The 21,143-nt window shown below is 66.4% G+C and carries 1 protein-coding gene; it reads right to left on the bottom strand.

Annotated elements, in window-relative coordinates; translation table 11 throughout:
• Positions 1-31 precede the first annotated feature (31 nt).
• The gene (locus CH268_RS25825) at positions 32-20,899 is read right to left on the bottom strand and encodes a non-ribosomal peptide synthase/polyketide synthase (RefSeq protein ID WP_255182507.1); all 20,868 of its coding nucleotides are present in this window, start codon (positions 20,897-20,899) and stop codon (positions 32-34) included.
• Positions 20,900-21,143: the final 244 nt, after the last annotated feature.

The following is a 21,143-nucleotide window of genomic DNA, read 5'->3' as shown; positions in this document are numbered from 1 at the left end:
CCACGTGCACAACCGGCGAGCTCGGCTTTCGTCACGACGACGCGATCACCGACTCCGCCCGTTGGATCAACGATGCCAGAGCGGTCGACAACCCCTCTGCACCGAGGGCGGGCAAGATGCCCGGAATCAGTGCGGACAGCGTGACCGTCACCAGAGCCTGAGGCTTCATCGCCGCACCCATCGTCGCCGACATCTGCGTCAATTTGGCGTTCAGGGCCGCAAAATCGACACTCGTCGATTCGTGCTCGAGCGCCACCGCATCGGGCGCGGTCGCCGCTGCGTCGGCAATCAACTGCGGTAGGTCGTCGACCGTCTTCGGCTTGGCGCGCGGCGCGAACTCGGCCTTCTCCTCGTCCGTGAGGATGTCGATGGATCGCAGCACCACCTCGGGATCGGAGACGACCGTCCGCAGAATCTTCGACAGCCGCTCGGCGAACGTCGCTATCGTCGATTCGTCGAAGATCGACGTCGCGTAGGTGAACGTCGCCTCGATGTCCTGCAGCGCTCCGGTCTCGTCGAAGTTCTCGACAGCGGTCAGCTGAAGGTCGAACTTCGCCTGATCGTCGCCTGCCGGCAGCGCCTGCACCTGCAGGCCCGGCAACTCGAACGTGCCCGTCGCATGGTTCTGGAACGTCAACATCGCCTGGAACAGCGGTGTGTAGGCGCTCGACCGAGCGCGGCCGAGCGCATCGACCAGCCGCTCGAACGGAACGTCCGCGTGGCCGAACGCCGCGAGGTCCTTGTCCTTCGCCTGACGTACCAGGTCCAGGAACGTGCCGTTCGGATCGATCTGCGTGCGCAGCACCAACGTGTTGACGAACATGCCCACCAGGTCGTCCAGTTGCTCCTCGCCGCGTCCTGCGGTCGGGGTGCCGATGCTGATGTCCGACGAGTTGCTCAACCGGCCCAGCAGAACCGCGAACGCGCTGTGCACCACCATGAACGTCGTCGCCGCATGCTCGCGGGCGATCTTCTCTATGGCCGACGCCACGTCGGAACCGAACGTGAAGCCGTACGACGCGCCTTCCATGGTCGGTCGAGGTGGCCGTGGGCGATCGAGCGGCAGTGCCAGTTGTTCCGGCGCTCCCGCCAGCTCGGCGGTCCAGTAGGCCAGCTGCTTCGCCAGCGGACTGTCCGGGTCGTCCTCGCGGCCGAGTACGTCACGCTGCCACAGCGCGAAATCGGCGTACTGCACCGGCAGCGGTGCCCACGACGGCATCTCCCCCGCCACCCGAGCGGTGTAGGCGACCATGACATCGCGGATCAACGGCCCCATCGAGAACCCGTCGGCGGCGATGTGGTGAGCCACCACGGCGAGGACGTGTTCGTCGTCGCCGACCTGCAGCAGCGCAGCCCGGACCGGGACGGTCTTCGTCACGTCGAATCCCGCACCGAGGACGTCCGTCAGGCGGGACACCACGGCGTCCGGTGCCACCTGTTCGGGTTCGAGCTCCACCCCGACGTCGGCGACGCCACCGATCTGCTGCACCGGGCCGTCGACCGAATCGGGGTAGGCCGTCCGCAGAATCTCGTGGCGACCGAGCACATCGTCGAACGCGCCGCGGAGCGAGGCGATGTCGAGGGCACCGGTCAACCGCACCGCGACGGGGATGTTGTACGCGGACGAGCCCGGGTCGATGCGGTTGATCGTCCACATCCGTTCCTGGGCGATCGACAGGGGTAGTCGATCGGGACGCTCGCGCACCGTCAGTTCCCGACGGGCACCGCCGCCGACGAGCGGCGCGATGTGTGCAGCGAGGCCCGCCACCGTGGACGCCGCGAACACAGATCGCACGGGAATCTGCGCGTCGAGAGCCTGGCCGAGGCGCGAGACCAGTTGGGTTGCGATCAACGAGTTTCCGCCGAGGGCGAAGAAGTCGTCGTCCAGCCCCGCGCGGTCCAGCCCGAGCAGTTCGGCAACGGTCGTCGCGACGATCTCCTCGATCGGGGTGACCGGTGCGCGGAACTCGGTGGCCTCGAAGTGCGGCGCGGGCAGCGCCTTTCGGTCCAGCTTTCCGTTGGCATTGAGCGGTAGCGCTTCGAGCACCACGAATGCCGCAGGCACCATGTACGACGGAACGAGATGCGAGAGTTCGGATTCGACGTGCGCGACATCGACGACCTCCCCGGCTCGGCCGACCACGTAGGCCACCAACTGGTCACCCATGGACTCGCCGCTGTGCACCACGACGGCCGAATCTGCCACTGCCGGCTGCGACCGCAGGGCCGCTTCGATCTCACCGAGCTCGATGCGGAATCCGCGAATCTTCACCTGGAAGTCGGCCCGATCGATGTACTCGAGGTGCGCCGGGGCCGGCGTTCCGTCGACGACGGGCACCCGCCAGCGCACCAGGTCGCCGGTGCGGTACATCCGAGAACCGTTCGCATCGAACGGATTGGCGACGAATCGCTCCGACGTCAGGTCCGCGCGCCCGAAGTAGCCGCGCGCCAGCTGCGCGCCGGCCAGGTAGAGCTCGCCGCTGACACCCGCAGGCACCGGATGCAACCGCGAGTCCAACACGAACACCGTCGTGTTCGCCTCGGGAACACCGATCGGCACCGCGGTCGTATCGGCGTCCGTCACCGCGTGCGCGGTCACCGACACCGCTGCCTCGGTCGGCCCGTACAGGTTGTGCAGGTCGGTCGATCCGTTCCGCTTGCGGAACTCCTGTGCAACGGCAGCGGGCAGTGCCTCACCGATCGCCAGCACCCGCCGCAGGCTCGGCGATACCTCGCCCGCGGCGACGGTGCCGAGCATCGACAGCATCGACGGCACCAGGTGCAGTGTCGTCACCGACTGCGTGCGAACCAGCTCCAGCAGGTAGTCGGGGTCACGATGACCGTCGGCGTCGGCCACGACGAGCCGTCCGCCGGAGGTCAGCTGCGACCAGAACTCCCACACCGACAGGTCGAACGTCGCTGCGGTCTTGAGCAGCGCTGCGTCGGTCTCGTCGAGTGCGTACTCCGCACGCAGCCAGTTCAGCTGGTTGACGACGGCACCGTGCGAGACCGCAACGCCCTTCGGACGACCGGTCGATCCGGACGTGAAGATGACGTACGCGGTGTTGGCTGCAGTGAGCACCCCGGTGCGTTCGGACGCGTCAACCGGAGCACCCGAGTAGGCATCGACGTCGAACCGGGCCAGATCCACGATCGGGGCAGCATCGGTGATCTCGGCACCCACATCGCCGGAGATCAGAATGCACGCGGGAGCGGCTGTCTCGAGGACCAACGCGTTGCGCTCGGCCGGCTGGTCGGGATCGATCGGAACGTACGCCCCGCCTGCCGTCGAGATGGCGTACATGCCGACGAGAAGATCGACCGAGCGCCGAATGGCAAGGCCGACAGGCACTTCCGGCCCGACACCCATGCCGATCAGGTGACGCGCGAGCTGCGAGACCCGCTCGGCGAACTCTCCGTACGTCACCACGCCGTCGTCGTGGACGAGTGCGACTGCAGCGCGGTCGCGTTCGGCGGCTGCACCGAACAGATCGGGCAGGGTCGTGTGTTCCACGGTACCGAAATCGTGAACCGTGTCGTTCCAGTCCTCGACGATCGCAGATCGCTCGCCGTCCAGCAGCACGTCGAGATCGCCGACGGGTGTCGACGGCGACGCCACGACGGCGGCCAGCACGGCCTCGAAGCGGGCCACGAGTGAACGGGCCGTGCTCTCGTCGAACAGATCCGTCGCGTAGGTCAGCAGGGCATCGAAGCCATCTGCCGCGCCGTCGCCCTGCTGGGCATCGGACACGATCAGATGCAGATCGAACTGTGAGTTGCCGGTCTCGGTGTCGAGCGCCGAGATTTCCAACCCGTCGAGCTCGAACTCGCGGCGAGCGAAGTTCTGGAACGAGAAGCCGACCTGGAACAGCGGGTGCCGAGCCGTCGAGCGCGTGGGGTTGACCACGTCGACGAGCCGCTCGAACGGGATGTCCGAGTTGGCGAACGCCTGCAGATCGGTTTCACGTGCGGCGTCGAGGAGATCACCGAAGGTCGCCTCGCCCGGAACATCGAGTCGCAACACCAGGGTGTTGACGAACATGCCGACGAGATTCTCGATCTCGGCCTCGCCGCGACCTGCGATGGGTGTACCCACGACGATGTCCGAGGACCCCGAGATCCGCGAGAGCAGCACTGCGAAGGCCGCATGCACGGCCATGAAGACGGTCGCGTTGTGCGCGCGGGCCAGTTCCGCGAGACGCGCGTGCGCGTCGACGTCGATTCGGAAATCGATGCGATTGCCGCGGAACGTCTGGCTCGCCGGACGCGGGCGATCGAGAGGTAGCTCGATCTGCTCGGGCAACTCCGACAGCGCGGCAGACCAGTATCGAATCTGTTGCGCTGCAATCGATTCGGCGTCGTCCTCGGAGCCGAGAACGTCGCGTTGCCAGAGCGCGTAGTCGGCGTACTGCACCGGCAGCGGTGCCCATGCGGGATCGGACTTCCGGGTACGGGCGGCATAGGCCGTCATGACGTCGGTCGACAACGGCATCATCGACAGACCGTCGGCGCTGATGTGATGGACCACCATCGCCAGCACGAACTCGGTGTCGGAGACTCGGAACAGCGAGGTCTTCAACGGAACCTCTGCGGTCACGTCGAACGTCGACGCCAGCAGCTCCAGCACCCGAGCGGTCACCGATTCCGCGTCGGTGTCGATGACGTCGAGAGTCGTCGGCACCTGGGACATCGGCACGACCACCTGATGCGGTCCCTCGGGCGAATCCGGGTACACCGATCGCAGTGTCTCGTGCCGCTCGATGACGTCCGAGACCGCGCTCTGCAACGCGCCGACGTTCAGATCACCGCTCAGCCGCAGAGCGAACGGGATGTTGTACGCCGTCGAGTCCGAGTCGAACCGGTTGAGGAACCACATCCGCTGCTGCGCGAGCGAGAGTGGAACTCGATCGGGGCGAGGTCCCGGCACCAGCGCCGGCCGCGCGCCCGAGCCCTGCTCGACCCTCGCCGCGAGTGCCGCGACCGTCGGGGCCTCGAACAGTGCCCGGACCGGGACCGTCGTGTCGGCGGAGGCACCGAGCCGGGACACGACCTGGGTGGCCACCAGCGAGTTGCCGCCGAGTTCGAAGAAGTCGTCGTCGAGACCGACCCGGTCGAGACCGAGGACGTCGGCGAACACCTCGGCGACCATCGACTCGATCGGAGTCGTCGGTTGCCGGAACTCGCGAGTCCGTGCGGCCGGTTCGGGCAAGGCTCGCCGGTCCAGCTTTCCGTTGGTGGTCAACGGGATTGCGTCGAGCACCACGAACGCCGACGGGACCATGTACTCGGGGAGCTGCTCGGCCACCGACGCACGGACGGCGTCGACGTCGATCGTGGAACCGGTTGCGGGCACCAGGTAAGCGACCAGGCGCGCGGCACCGGGAGCGTCCTCGCGCACGATCACCGCGGCCTGTCCGACGGCCGGAGCCGACAGAACCGACGATTCGACTTCGCCCAGTTCGATGCGGAAGCCGCGGATCTTGACCTGATCGTCTGCGCGACCGACGAATTCGAGCTCACCGGTGGGCGACCACCGGGCGACGTCACCGGTGCGATAGAGCACGGATCCGTCGCCTGCGAAGGGATCTGCCACGAATCGTGTCGCCGTCAGGTCCGGCCGACCCAGGTATCCCCGCGCCACCTGACCGCCCGAGACGTACATCTCTCCCGGGACACCCGCCGGCACGAGGCCGAGTCGCGCGTCCAACACGTAGACCGACAACCCGGAGATCGCCCGACCCACCAGTGACCCCGATGCCTCAGCGGCCGCCTGCGCATCGAGCGCCCGATGCGAGACGTGGACGGTGGTTTCGGTGATGCCGTACATGTTGATCAACTGTGGGGAACGATCGCCGTGCCGATCGAACCAACCGCTCAATCGACGCAGCTCCAACGCTTCTCCGCCGAAGACGACGTAGCGCAGTGCGTACTCGGCAGCACCCGATGCCGTGCGGTCGGCCTGGTCGAACTGGTAGAACGCAGACGGGGTCTGGTTGAGCACGGTCACGCGTTCGCGAATCAACAACTCGCGCAGCGCTTCCGGCGACCTCGACGTGAAGTAGTCGACCACGACGACGGTGCCACCCGTGGTGAGCGGGCCCCACAGTTCCCACACGGAGAAGTCGAACGCGTACGAGTGGAACAGAGTCCAGACGTCGGCGGGACCGAAATCGAAGTGCCGCTGGGTGTTCGCCAGCAGGCGGACGACGTTGCGGTGCGGGACGACGACGCCCTTGGGGGTGCCGGTCGAACCCGAGGTGTAGATGACGTACGCAGCTTCTGCGGCCGTCACCGTCGGCAGAACGTCCGTCGCGAACCGGGACTCGTCCGCTGGGGTGTCCATGTCGACCCTGGGCAGTTCCGGCGGTAGCGCGACCTCGACACCGGTCCAGGTCAGTACCGCGGCGGGACGCGAGTCGGCGAGCACGAACTCGATGCGATCGGCCGGGTACGACGGATCGATCGGTACGTATGCACCTCCGGCCTTGAGCACCGCGAGCAGCGCCACCACGAGATCGGCCGTGCGAGGCAGTACGACCGCGACCGCGGATTCGCGGCCGACACCCTGTGCGACAAGAACTCTCGCCAGTGCCGTGGACTCGGTGTCGATGTCTCCGTACGTGCGCGACCGACCGTCGAAGACGACGGCGGCAGCGTCCGGGTTCTCCGCGACCCTGGCCGCGAACAGGGAGACGATGGAGTCGGCAGAATCCGCGACCGCCGGTGCGTCCTGGGCAAGGGCGAGAACGTGATCGCGCTCGGCCGTATCCATCACCGGGATGTCCCCGACGGGCTGCTCGGCATCGGTACCGACCGACTCCAGCACGCGGATCAGGCGCTCACCGAAGGCGCGCGCTGTGTCCTCGTCGTAGAGATCACGGGCGAACGTCACGTCGATGGCCGAGGTTCCGTCCGCCTGGTTCTCGGTGAACGTGAACTGGATGTCGAACTTCGCCGTCTCGACGTCGAGATCGACTCCGCGCACGGTCAGGCCCGGGAGCTCGAGTTCGGTCTGCTCCATGTTCTGCACGGTGAGCATCACCTGGATCAGCGGATGCCGCGCGGCCGACCTCGGTGGGTCGAGTACCTCGACGAGTCGCTCGAACGGCACCTCCGCGTGCGCGAACGCCGACAGATCGGTGTTGCGCGTACGGGCGAGCAGTTCGGTGAAGGCAGCGCCGGGATCGATCTCGGTGCGCAGCACGAGGGTGTTGACGAACATACCGATGACGTCGTCGAGTGCCGCCTCACCGCGACCGGCGACCGGAGTACCGATGGCGATGTCGGTTTCGCCCGACAACCGGGAGAGCAACACCGCGAGAGCAGAGTGCAACACCATGAACAGTGAGCTCTGATTGGCGCGGGCTACCGCGCCGAGGCGCGCATGCGTCTGCGCATCGAGCGTCAGCCGAATGTTGCCGCCGCGGTAGGACGACCGATCGGGACGCACTCGGTCGCCGGGGAACGTGCTCTCGTCCGGCAGTCCCGACAGCGTTCGCGTCCAGTGTCGAATCTGGCCGGACACCGGTGAATCGGGATCGCTCTCGGAACCGAGCACGGTCTGCTGCCACAGGGTGTAGTCGGCGTAGCGAACCGCGAGCGGCGCCCAACCCGGTTCGCTGCCTGCACTCCGGGCCGCGTACGCAACCATGAGGTCGCGAGTCATCGGTCCGATCGAGAAACCGTCTGCGGCAATGTGATGTGTGGCCAACGCCAGCACATGCCGGTTCGAGTCGAGCTCGAGCAGGATGGCGCGCAGTGGGGGTGCGGCCGTGACGTCGAAGCCCTGCACGAAGAACTCGGCGAGGGCGGCGGTGACGTCGGCGGCGGTGACCTTCGTCGGTGCCAGCTCCGGAGCCACCTGCGCTGCGGGGACGATCACCTGAGACGCCACCCCGTCCACCTCGGGATAGACGGTGCGCAGCGATTCGTGCCGTTCGATCACGTCGGCCACGGCAGAGCGCAGCGCGACGACGTCGAGGTCACCGATCAGTTCGATGGCGACGGGCAGATTCTCCGTTGCCGAATCGACGTCGAAACGGTTGAGGAACCACATCCGGCGCTGGGCGAGCGACAGCGGAACGAAGTCCGGCAACTCGGTGCGCACGAGAGGAATCTTTCGTCCCGATCCCGAGAGTTCGTCCAGCTTCGCCGCGAGAGCCGCCACCGTCGACGCCTCGAAGATGGTCCGAACACTGACCGTGGTGTCCGTCGCGGCACCGATGCGCGACGCCACCCTGGTCGCCACGAGCGAGTTACCGCCGAGAGCGAAGAACTCGTCGTCGGCTCCGACGACATCGACGCCGAGCACGTCGCGGAACACCTGCGACACCACGATTTCCGACGTGGTCGTCGGAGCGCGGAAGGCACGCTGCTCGATATCCGGTGCCGGGAGCGCGCGCCGGTCGAGCTTGCCGTTGGCGGTCAGCGGAAGTGCGTCGAGCACGACGGTCGCAGCCGGAACCATGTACCCGGCGAGCGAGCGGGCGGCGAACGCCGTCAGGTCGGCCACGTCGACGGTCGCACCGGAGGCCGGGACCACATAGGCGACCAGTTGATCTCCGGCGACGGCCGTCTGCCGAACCAGCACCACGGCCGACTCCACCGACGGGTGCCGGCGCAGCACGGTCTCGATCTCCCCGAGTTCGATGCGCAAACCACGCAACTTGACCTGGAAGTCGGTGCGGCCCAAGTACTCCAGACGCCCGTTGTGAGACGAGGACTCCCGCCAGCGCACCAGATCGCCGGTGCGGTACATACGAGAACCCGGTTCGCCGAACGGATCCGGCAGGAATCGATCTGCCGTCAGATCCACTCGACCGAGGTAGCCGCGGGCCAGTTGGACTCCGGCGAGATAGAGTTCACCTGCGACCCCGGGAGCAACCGGGGACAGCCGGGAGTCGAGGACGTACGTTCTGGTGTTCCACACCGGAACACCGATCGGAACCAGGTCGACGTCCGCTTCGGACACCTCGTGATAGGTGACGTCGACAGCCGCTTCGGTGGGTCCGTAGAGGTTGTGCAGCGCCACGCCCGGCAGGACGCGTCGGACGCGTTCGCCGACCTCGGCGGGCAGCGCCTCACCGGAGGCGAAGACAGTCCGCAGCGACGCGGCTGCGGACGACGACTCGGCTGCGACGACGGAGACGAAGACCTCGAGCAACGACGGCACGAAGTGTGCCGTCGTGACCGACTGCGCCTCGATGGTCTCGAGCAGGTACTGCGGGTCTCGGTGCCCGTCCGGCTTCGCGATGACCAGCGTCGCCCCGATCTGCAACGGCCAGAACAGTTCCCACACCGACACGTCGAACGTGACGGGGGTCTTCTGCAACACGACATCGTCGGCGGCGAGCTCGTATTCCGACTGCATCCACAGCAGACGGTTGACGATTGCCTCGTGTGTGACGGCCACGCCTTTCGGCTGCCCGGTCGACCCGGACGTGAAGATGACGTATGCGGTGTTCGTCGGGGCCAGTGCACCGATTCGGTCCGCGTCGGTGATCGGTGCATCGGAGACGCCGGACAGGTCGAGAACGTCGATGTCGATCACGTCGAGCCCGTCGGCATCCACCGAGTCTCGTGACGTACTCAGTACGCACACCGGTGCCGCGGTGCGCAGAATGTGCGCGATTCGCTCGGCAGGCTGATCCGGGTCGATCGGTACGTAGGCACCGCCCGCCGCGACGATCGCGTGAATTCCGACGAGCAGCTCCACCGAACGACGGGCAGCGATCGCCACGGTGGTCTCGGGCCCGACACCACGATCGACGAGGTACCGCGCAAGACGAGCCACCCGTGCGTCGAACTCACCGTAGGACACCGACTCGTCACCGAATACCAGTGCGGTTCCGTCGGATTCGACCGACCGCCCGAGGGAGGCCAGCGTCTGCGACCGGTCGACGTCGTGGTCGGTGTCGTTCCAGTCGTCGAGCACGCGCTTGTACTCGACGTCGTCGAGCAGTTCGATGTCACCCACGACGGTCGAGAGGTTGTCGGCGACGGATTCGAGGACCTTGATCAGACGCTCACCCAGGGTGACCACAGAGGATTCGTCGAACAGGTCGGTGGCGTAGGTGACATCGAACGTCATACCCTGCGCCGCGCCACTGGGTCCGAACGATTCGACGAACGTGAACTGCAGGTCGAACAGTGCAACCAGGGTCTCGAAGTCGACGCCCGAGACCGACAGTCCCGGTAGTTCGAGATCCTTCTGCCCCAGGTTCTGGAACGCGAGCACCACCTGCACGAGGGGATGACGTGCCGTGGAACGTACCGGGTTGAGGATCTCCACCAGACGCTCGAACGGAACGTCCACGTGTGCCAGCGCCGACAGGTCGGTCTCGCGAGCATCGGCGAGTACCTGGTCGAACCTGCGCGCGGTGTCGATCTCCGTTCGGAGCACGAGGGTGTTGACGAACATGCCGATCAGGTCGTCGAGCGCCGCCTCACCGCGGCCCGCGACCGGTGTGCCGATCGCGATGTCGGTCTCGCCGGACAGCCGCGAGAGCAGTACCGCGAGGCTGGTGTGCACCAGCATGAACAGCGACGCGTTCTCACGTCGGGACGCCTCGATCAGAGCGCGATGTAGTTCTCCGTCGATCGAGAAACGCACCAGCGCACCGCTGTTCGACGCCACTGCCGGCCGGGGACGGTCGGAGGGCACATCGAGCTGATCGGGCAGACCGGCCAACGTCGTTGTCCAGTAGTCGATCTGCTGCGAGACCACGGACGTGGGGTCGTCCTCGGAGCCCAGCACCTCGCGCTGCCACAGGCTGTAGTCGGCGTAGTCGACCGGAAGCGGAGTCCAGTACGGCTCCTGGTTCATCGACCGCGCCGCATAGGCATTCATGACATCGCGAGTGAGCGGGCCGAGCGAGAAACCATCGGCGGCGATGTGGTGCACCACGAACACCAGCAGGTGCTCGGTGGGGCTCACCTCGAACAACCGAGTACGGAACGGGAGGTCCTTCGACAGGTCGAATCCTGTTGTCGCCAGCTCGCGCATGGCATCGGCCACCTGATGCGCGGAAATTTCGATCGGCGTCAATTCCGGTGTGGCCGTCTGCGCGTCGACGATCACCTGATGAGCCGTGCCGTCGGTCTCCGGGAACACCGTCCGCAGAGACTCGTGCCTGGCGACGACGTCCGCGACCGCGATCTGCATGGCCCGGCGGTCGAGCAGACCGGACAACCGGACGGCGATCGGGATGTTGTTGGCCGCCGATTCGACGTCGAACTTGTTGAGGAACCACATCCGCTGTTGCGCCAACGACAGCGGAATGTGCTGCGGACGCTGCTGCGGTACCAGCGGCGGCCTGCTGCCGGTGGCGACCAGGGTGCCCAGTCTGGCTGCGAGGTCGGCCACCGAGGACGCGTCGAACAGTTCGCGAACGGCGATCCGGGTGTCCAGCGCGACGCCGAGTCGGGACACGAGTTGCGTTGCGATGAGCGAGTTTCCGCCCAGCTCGAAGAAGTCGTCGTCGAGACCCACGCGCTCGACGCCCAGCACCTGGGCGTACACCTCGGCGACGGTGCGTTCGATGTCGTTGGTCGGTTCGCGGTACTCGGTGACCTCGAATGCGGGGTCGGGCAACGCCTTTCGGTCGAGCTTTCCGCTGGCACCGAGCGGGAACTCGGGCAGCACGATCAGCGTCGACGGCACCATGTACTCCGCCAGACGGCCGCGTAGCGCCGACAGAACGGCTCCGGTGTCGACCGACACTCCCGAAGGAACCACGTATCCGACGAGTTGGTCGCGGCGGACCACGACTACGGCTTGAGAGACCGACCGCTGCGCGAGCAGCGCCGTTTCGATCTCACCCAGTTCGATGCGCAGGCCGCGCAACTTGACCTGGAAGTCGGAACGTCCGACGTATTCGAGCTCGCCGTCGCGATTCCAGCGCACGACGTCGCCGGTGCGGTACAGCCGCGCGCCGCCATCGGCGAACGGGTGAGCGACGAACCTGTCCGCGGTCAGGTCGGGGCGTCCCACATAGCCGCGCGCGAGCTGGGTGCCGGCGAGATAGAGCTCACCTGCAACACCGACCGGGGTGGGATGCAGTCGCGAATCCAGCACGTAGACAGCGGTGTTCCACACCGGAGCACCGATCGGCATGACGTCGGAGTCCGAATCCGTGACCGCGTGGTACGTCACGTCCACGGCCGCCTCGGTCGGTCCGTACAAGTTGTGCAGTTCCACCGAGGCGACGGCACGCCGCAGTGCGCGAGCGGTGGTGGGCGGTAGCGCCTCACCGGAGGCGAACATCAGCCGGAGCGAGGCTCCCGCGCTGCGACGCCGCTCGACTTCGGGTACGAACACCGACATCATCGACGGCACGAAGTGCACTACCGAAACACGTTCGCGTGCAATGACATCGAGCAAGTAAATGGGATCTCGGTGACCGTCCGGAACGGCGATCACCACCGAGGCACCCACCTGGAGCGCCCAGAAGAACTCCCATACCGACACGTCGAACGTGGACGGCGTCTTCTGCAGCACCACGTCGCGCGGAGTCAGGGCGTATTCGCCCTGCATCCACAGCAGTCGGTTGACGATCGCGTCGTGCGACACCCCGACGCCCTTGGGACGGCCCGTCGAACCCGACGTGAAGATGACGTAGGCGAGGTTCCGTGAACGCAGTGGGGCGCGTCGGTCGTTGTCGCGCAACGGTTCCGACGACAGGCTGGAAGTATCGAGCGTGTCGATGTCGATCGTGTCGACGTCGGGGAATTCGACGTGATCGCGCACGGTGGACAACACCCGGATCGGTGCCGCGGTGGCCACGATGTAATCGTTGCGATCCGCCGGTTGGGTCGGGTCGATCGGCACGTATCCGGCCCCGGCCTTGACGATCGCGTACATGCCGACGAACAGGTCGAGGCTGCGGGCGATCGCGAGGCCGACCAACGTGTCGGGCCCGACGCCCAGCGAGACCAGATGGCGCGCAAGACGGTTGACCCGTGCATCGAACTCGGCGTACGTCAGCCGCTCATCTTCGAAGACCAGCGCAGTTGCGTCCGGGGTCAGGGCGACCTGTCGGTCGAACAGGTCCACCAGAGTGATGTCGGCGGGGACCTCGTGTTCGGTGTCGTTCCATTCGGCCACCACGCGATCGTGCTCGCCGTCGTCGAGCAGATCGATGTCGCCGACGGCCACCGACGAATCGGACACCACGGCCGTGAGCATCCGCACGAATCGGTCGGCGAAACCGCGTACGGTCTCGGCATCGAAAAGGTCTGTCGCGTAGGTCAGTTCGGCGGCCATGCCCTGTCCGCGGCCGTCCAGTCCGATGGACTCGGTCACGGTGAGCTGCAGGTCGAACTTGGCGACCTCGGCGTCGAGGGCGACGCTGTCCACCGACAGCCCCGGCAGATCTACGTGTGTACGGGTGAGGTTCTCGAACGAGAGCATCACCTGGAACAGCGGGTGTCGAGCCTGCGACCGAGACGGGTTGAGGACCTCGACCAGACGCTCGAACGGTAGATCGGCGTGCCCGAAGGCTCCGAGCGCTACCTCGCGCGCGCGGCCGATCTGCTCGGAGAACGTGCGCCCGGAGTCGATGTCGGTGCGAAGGACGAGCGTGTTGACGAACATGCCGACCACGTCGTCGAGCGCTGCGTCACCGCGGCCGGCGACCGGGGTACCGATGGCGATGTCCTCGGTCCCGGACAGACGGGCCAGAAGCACGGCCAGTGCGGCGTGGACGACCATGAACAGCGATGCGTTGTGGGTGTGTGCCAGGGCGGACAGTCCCTGGTGCACATCAGCGGGCACGTCGAATCCGATGGAGGCGCCTTGGTAGGACTGGCGGCTGGGGCGCGGCCGGTCGGTCGGCAGATCGAGCTGGTCGGGTAGGCCGGCGAGGATGTCGGCCCAATAGTTCACCTGACCGGAGATCAGGGACTGCGGATCGTCTTCGGAGCCCAGAACCGAACGCTGCCAGAGGCTGTAGTCGGCGTACTGCACTTCCAACGGCATCCAGGCCGGGTTCTCCCACGCGGTGCGCGAGGCGTAGGCGATCATGATGTCTCGGGCCAGCGGTCCCATCGACCAGCCGTCGGCCGAGATGTGGTGCACCACCATGGCGATCACGTGTTCGCGTGGGCCGATCTCGAACAGTCGCGCCTGGATCGGAACGTTGACGGTCACGTCGAACGTCGTCGACGCGAGCGCGAAGACCTGTCGCTGAATGTCGGCTGCCGAGGTCGGAATCGGCATCAGGTTCGGCACCGTCTGAGCGGCGTCGAGAATGGTCTGCTGCGGTCCGTGCGCGGTGTCGGGATAGACGGTGCGCAGCGACTCGTGCCGGTCGATCACATCCATGATGGCGACCTGCAGTGCCGCGACATCCAGGTCGCCGGTCAGCTTCAGCGCGAACGGAATGTTGTATGCGGCGGAGTCGACGTCGAACCTGTTGAGGAACCACATGCGTTGCTGCGCAAGCGACAACGGGATGCGCTCCGGACGGACGGTCGCGACCAGTGCAGTCCGGCCGCCCTCCCCCGCCGCCTGTTCGACGCGCACCGCGAGCAGCGCGACCGTCGACGCCTCGAACAGCATGCGCACCGGCACGGTGGCGTCGAGTGCCACTCCGAGCCGCGAGACCACCTGGGTGGCGATCAGCGAGTTACCGCCGAGCTCGAAGAAGTCGTCGTCCAGTCCTACCCGCTCGACGCCGAGGACCTCGGCGAAGACGTCGGCGACGATCTCTTCGATCGGTGTCGTCGGTGCGCGGAAATCTCGCACCTCGAACACCGGCGCAGGCAGTGCGCGCCGGTCCAGCTTTCCGTTGACCGTCAACGGAATCGTCTCCAGCGCAACGAACGCCGACGGAACCATGTACTCCGGCAACAGTTCGGCGATACCGGTTCGCAGATCCTCGAGGTCGAGGGTAGGCCGACCGTTCGCCACCGCCGAGACCACGTAGGCGACCAACCGGGCCGCCCCGGGTGAATCCTCACGGACGACGACGGCAGCCTGGGTGACGGCGGGGTGCGCGGTGACCGCGGCCTCGACCTCGCCCAACTCGATTCGGAAGCCGCGCACCTTGACCTGATCGTCGGAGCGGCCCAGATATTCGAGCTCGCCCGACGCGTTCCACTGCGCCAGATCGCCGGTGCGGTAGAGCAACGACCCGGCATCGGAGCCGGAGGCGAACGGATCGGCCACGAACCGCACCGCGGTGAGCGGTGCGCGTCCCAGGTATCCGCGCGCCAATTGTCCACCGGCAACGTACATCTCGCCGGGCACCCCGACCGGGACCGGATGGAGCCGGGTATCGAGAACGTAGACGCGCAGCCCAGCGATCGGCTTGCCGACCACCGATGCGGTCGTTGCGACGGACGCGGAGCCCAACGCCTGATACGACACGTGCACCGTGGTCTCGGTGATGCCGTACATGTTGATCAGCTGCGGTGCACGATCGCCGTGCCGCTCGAACCAGCCGCTCAATCGACGCTGTTCGAGGGCCTCGCCGCCGAAGATCACGTAGCGCAGAGACAGCTCGCCGCCGGTCGAGGCCGCCGTGCGATCGGCCTCGGACAGTTGGTAGAACGCCGACGGAGTCTGGTTGAGCACCGTCACCCGTTCGTCCACGAGCAGCTGATGGAACGCCTCGGGTGAGCGCGAGGTGAAGTAGTCGACGACCACCAGAGTGCCGCCGTACAGCAACGGACCCCACAGTTCCCACACCGAGAAGTCGAACGCGTAGGAATGGAACATCGTCCACACGTCGTCGGCTCCGAAGCAGTAGACCGCATCGGTGTTCGCGAGAAGCCGAACCACGTTGCGGTGCGGCACCAGAACACCCTTGGGGCGACCGGTCGACCCCGAGGTGTAGATGACGTAGGCGACGTTGGTGGGGCGAAGCGGGCGAATGCGATCGATGTCGGTCACCGGTGCGCCCGAGATCGACGACAGATCGACCGTGTCGATGTCGACGAACGTTGCGCCGATGCGAGATTCGACGTCCGCGGGCAGCTCGATCGGGTCCGTTCCCGAGAAGAGAATCGATGTCGGACGCGCATCGTCGAGCATGTACTCGACGCGGTCCAGCGGGTAGCTCGGATCGACAGGGAGGTAACCGCCACCGGCTTTCACGACCGCGACCAGCGCGACGACGAGTTCCGCCGACCTCGGTAGGGCGACCGCGACGAGGCTCTCGGGGCCGACGCCGTGCGAGATCAGTACGCGGGCAAGGCGATTGGTCCGAGCATCGAACTCGGCGTACGTCAGCGACGTGTCGCCGAAGCGCACGGCCACTCCGTCCGGCTGTGCCGAGGCCGCAGCGTCGAGCAGGTCGATCAACGTCACGTCGCGAGAGACGTCCGGCCCGGACACGTTCCAGGTGGACACGACGGACTCGTATTCAGCGGCGTCCACGATGTCGACGTCGCCGACCGGAACCGACGCGTCGGTGGTGACTGCGTCCAGAATTCCGAGGAAGCGTTGCGCGAAGCTGTCGACCAGATCTGCGTCGAACAGATCGGTCGCGTACTCGAACACCGCATCGATACCCGCGGCAGTTCCGTCGACCTGGTGCTCGGTGAGCCAGAGCTGGAGGTCGAATTTCGCTATCGGGACGTCGAATTCGGCGGCCACGGCGCGGAGCCCGCCGACGGTGAGTTCACGAGACATGGCCGATTCCAGGGAGAGCGCCACCTGGAACAACGGGTGCCGTGATGTCGAGCGGACCGGATTGAGAACCTCGACCAGGCGCTCGAACGGAACGTCGGCATGCGCGAACGCCGACAGGTCCGTGTCGCGGACGCGAGCGAGCAGCTGCTCGAACGACAGTGCCGGATCGACATCGGTTCGAAGTACCAACGTGTTGACGAACATTCCGACGAGGTCGTCGAGTGCAGGCTCACCGCGACCGGCCACCGGCGCGCCGATGGCGATGTCGGTGGTGCCGCTCAGTCGAGCCAGCAACAGCGCGTATGCCGACTGCATCACCATGAACAGCGACGAGTTGTTCGCGCGGGCGAGATCGGCCAGAGCACTGTGCAACCGGGCCGGAATCTCGATGCGCAGCTTGCTGCCTGCGTTGGACGACACGGCGGGGCGGGGCCTACTCGACGGCAGCGCCAGCTGATCGGGTAGATCCTCGAGTGTGGCACTCCAATAGGCGATTTCGCGTGCAGCGAGCGAATGCGGATCGGTTTCGGGACCGAGTACCGCACGCTGCCAGAGCGCGTAGTCGGCGTACTGGACCTCGAGCGGCGTCCACTCGGGAGCGCGGCCCTGTATCCGGCTCGAGTAGGCCAGCAGGACGTCGCGCGCCAACGGTCCGAAGGAGGCTCCGTCGGCAGCGATGTGGTGCAGGACCATCGCCAGTTCGTACTCGGTGGGCGACATCTCGAACAGCGCGATTCGGAACGGCGTGTCGATCGTGACGTCGAAGCCCTTGGCCACCAAACCGTGCAGTCGGCCACCGAGCTCGTGCCGTTCGATGCGGATCGGGGTGATCGTGGCCGGTGTCCTGGCCGCGTTGAGCACGACCTGCTCGGGCGATCCGTCCACTTCCGGGTACACCGTGCGCAGCGTCTCGTGTCGTTCCACGACGTCTGCGAATGCAGCCGACAGGGCACTCACGTCGAGTGGGCCGCTCAGATGGACCGAGAACGGCAGGTTGTACACCGCAGTGGCCGGATCGAACCGGTTGAGGAACCACATGCGTTGCTGTGCAGGCGAGAGTGGGATGCGCTCGGGGCGTTCCCGGGATTCGAGGATCGGGGTGTCGGATCCGCGGCCGGCGGCAGACTCGGCCCGGGCAGCCAGTGCGCCGACGGTGGGAGCCTCGAACAGCTCGCGCACTCCCAGGCGTACTCCGAGTGCGCCGCCGACTCGTGTCACCAACTGTGTGGCGATCAGCGAGTTGCCGCCGAGCTCGAAGAAGTCCTCGTCCAGACCGACCTTGGACGCGCCGAGCAGATCTTCGTAGATTCCGGCGACGACGTATTCCGCGCGACTCTGCGGTGCTCGGTACTTCTTGGCGCTGGTGAACACCGGCTCCGGCAACGCTTTTCGATCGAGCTTCCCGCTGGTGTTGAGCGGCAGCGCATCGAGCACGACCACTGCTGCGGGAACCATGTAGGACGGCAGCGCATGCCCGGCGAATTCGATGGCCTCGGCGGAGTCGATGGACTTCCCCGGCCCGGCGACGACGTAGGCGACGAGTTGGTCGCCGGTGACCGTCTGCACGACCAATGTCACTGCCTGCGAGATGGATTCGTGTGCGAGCAGCACGGTTTCGATCTCGCCCAGCTCGATGCGCTGGCCACGGAACTTCACCTGGAAGTCGGTGCGTCCGATGTAGTCCAGCACTCCGTCGCTGCGCCACCGAACGAGGTCGCCGGTGCGATACATCCGCTCTCCGGCGTCGCCGAAGGGGTTGGCCACGAACCGATCCGAGCTCAGGTCGGGGCGACCCACGTAGCCCCGCGCCAGCTGGACGCCCGCGAGGTAGAGCTCGCCCGCTTCTCCCACCGGAGTGGGTCGCAGCCGGCTGTCCAGTACGAAGGCGCGGGTGTTCCACTCGGGCACACCGATCGGGACGGTTCGCGTGTCCTGTGGGCTGCTCTCGTGGTACGTCACCGAGACCGCCGCCTCGGTGGGACCGTAGAGGTTGTGCAGTCCCGCGGCGCAGACGGATCGGAATGCTGCTGCCGTCTCGACCGGAAGCGCCTCGCCGATCACGAAGACGTGACGCAGCGAAGCACAGGTGTTGGCCGGCGCGTTGGCGACGAACACGGTCAGCATCGAGGGCACGAAGTCGGTGACCGTGACGCGATGTTCGGCGATCCTGTTCGCCACGTAGACCGAGTCGCGATGCCCGTCGGGGGTGGCGAGCACCATCGTCGCGCCCACTCGCAGCGGCAGGAAGAAACCCCACAGCGAGACGTCGAACGTCGTCGCCGTCTTCTGCAGATAGACATCGGTGGTATCCATCGGATACTCCGCCAGCATCCACTCCATCTGATTGTGGATGGCGGCGTGGTCCACGGCGACGCCCTTCGGGCGGCCGGTGGAGCCGGAGGTGTAGATGACGTACGCGGTGTTCGAAACACGAAGCGGCGCAGTCCGTTCCGCGTCGCCGAGCGGAGCGGACGACCGGGCGGACAGTTCGACCAGATCGACGGCGACCGTGTCGGTGCCCTCGGGCAGCGACACGTCGTCACGCGACGAGATCAGTACGCACCGAGGCTGCGCGGAATCGAGGATGTAGGCCGTGCGTTCGGCGGGATGATCCGGGTCGATCGGTACCCACGCTCCGCCTGCCGCCACGATGGCGTACATGCCGACCACGAGATCGAACGAGCGTCGAATGGACAAGCCGACGAGGGTCTCCGGGCCGACGCCCATGTCGATCAGATGGCGAGCGAGGCCGTTCACCCGCGCCGACAGTTCTCCGTAAGTCAGGACGTCGCCCTCGTACACCAGAGCCGTGGCGTCGGGACGAGCTGCCGCAACAGCCTCGAAGGCGGTGAGCAGAGTGCTGGGCGTCGTCTCGTGTTCGGTGTGGTTCCACTCGGAGACGACCAGTGCGCGCTCGGATCCGTCGGTCAGAGCCAGGTCCCAGACGAGGTCCGTCGGGGCTGCTGCCACGAAACGGCCGAGGAAGTCGACGAACCGCTCGTGATTGCGGCCGGACTGATCGGGGCCGTAGAGGTTGGGGTTGGACTCGAAGTCGATGTGGGTCGTGGCCCCGGCGACGCTCGTGTAGAGGTTCAGGCCGAAATCCTCGATGAGGCCGGTGGAGAGGATGTTGATCCCGCCGACCATCGATCCCAGGCGCACCTCGCCGAAGAACAGCATGATGTTGACCCAGGGACCGAAGAACGCAGCTTGACCGCTTGCGCCGCCGGCGTCGCGGCGAATGTCCTCGTGCCGGTACCGCTGGTGGCGCAGTGCACCGGAGACCTCGGCGTTGACGCGCGCCAGCATCGTTTCGACGGTGGTGTCGCCCGAGACGTCGAACCGCAGCGGCACCACGTTGGACACCATGCCGCCGGAGCGGCGCAGTACCGCGGTGGTTCGCGCGGTCACCGGCAGTGACAGCACGACGTCCTCGCGGCCGGTCATCTGGGCCAGATACGCCGCGAACGCGGCGATGACGATGGTCGCCATCGTCGTGTCGGTTTCGGCGCGCAGGGCATCGAGACTGCTCATCGTGTCGGCAGACAGAGCGGTGCTGTCGATCTGACTCTTCGGGGCCGGCGGAGCGGTGTGTCCGGCGAGGGTGGTGACTCCGTCGATTCCGTCGATCCGCGACGCCCAGTATTCGCGATCGGCCTGGAAGCGGCTCGAATCGCGGTAGGACATCTCGATGTCATAGACCTTGGTCAGATCCGAGGCCAGGTTCTTCGTCGGTTCGGTGCCCTCGACCTCGGACGTGTACAACTCCGCAGCGCGGTTCATGAAGGTCACGGCACCGAAGCCGTCGAGAACGACGTGGTGCACGCGCTCGTACCAGAACCAGACATCGTCCTCGATACGCAGGACGGTGGCGGCGATCAGTCGATCGCGAAGAATGTCGATCGGAGCGCTGTAATCGGCGTGCATCCACTCGAGGGCGGCCGCGCGGGGGTCGTTCTCGCCGCGCAGATCCACCAGTCCGAGCGAGTCGTCCAGGGTGGGGTCGACGATCTGTCGTGGCTCCGCGTCGATCTCGGTGATACGGACGAAACCGGACTGCAGTTCGAGGGCTGCGCGTGACGATGCGCGCCGCAACAGTTCGACGTCGAGATCACCGCGCAGTTCGACGTACTGCGCGATGTTGGCGGGTACCGAGGGGTCCACGTGCTGCGCGAACCACATCCCCAATTGGGCCGGTGACAGTGGGAACGAGGGATGCTGCCGACTGTCGACTCCCGTGTCGTCGTCTCCAGCACCTTCCACACCTAGCGGGTCCAATCGATTCCTCTCTTTCCCACAATCACACGCGCCCCCACCGGCCGCCGAAGCGGCGGACAACGATGGGCACCGAACACATCGAGCAAGCTGACTACGTCGATCTCTATTTTCTCACCATGAACAACTCGGAAGTTACCTTTCAGTACTTATCCGTCGAGATGGGCCGGACCGTTACATGCCCAGCACGCGTCGAGAGCACCCGCCCCCGTACGTGCAGAACCGGTGGCTG

This window comes from Rhodococcus sp. 06-1460-1B (assembly GCF_002258475.1).
Lineage (GTDB): Bacteria > Actinomycetota > Actinomycetes > Mycobacteriales > Mycobacteriaceae > Rhodococcoides > Rhodococcoides fascians.
This window is presented reverse-complemented; position numbering and strand designations above follow the sequence as displayed.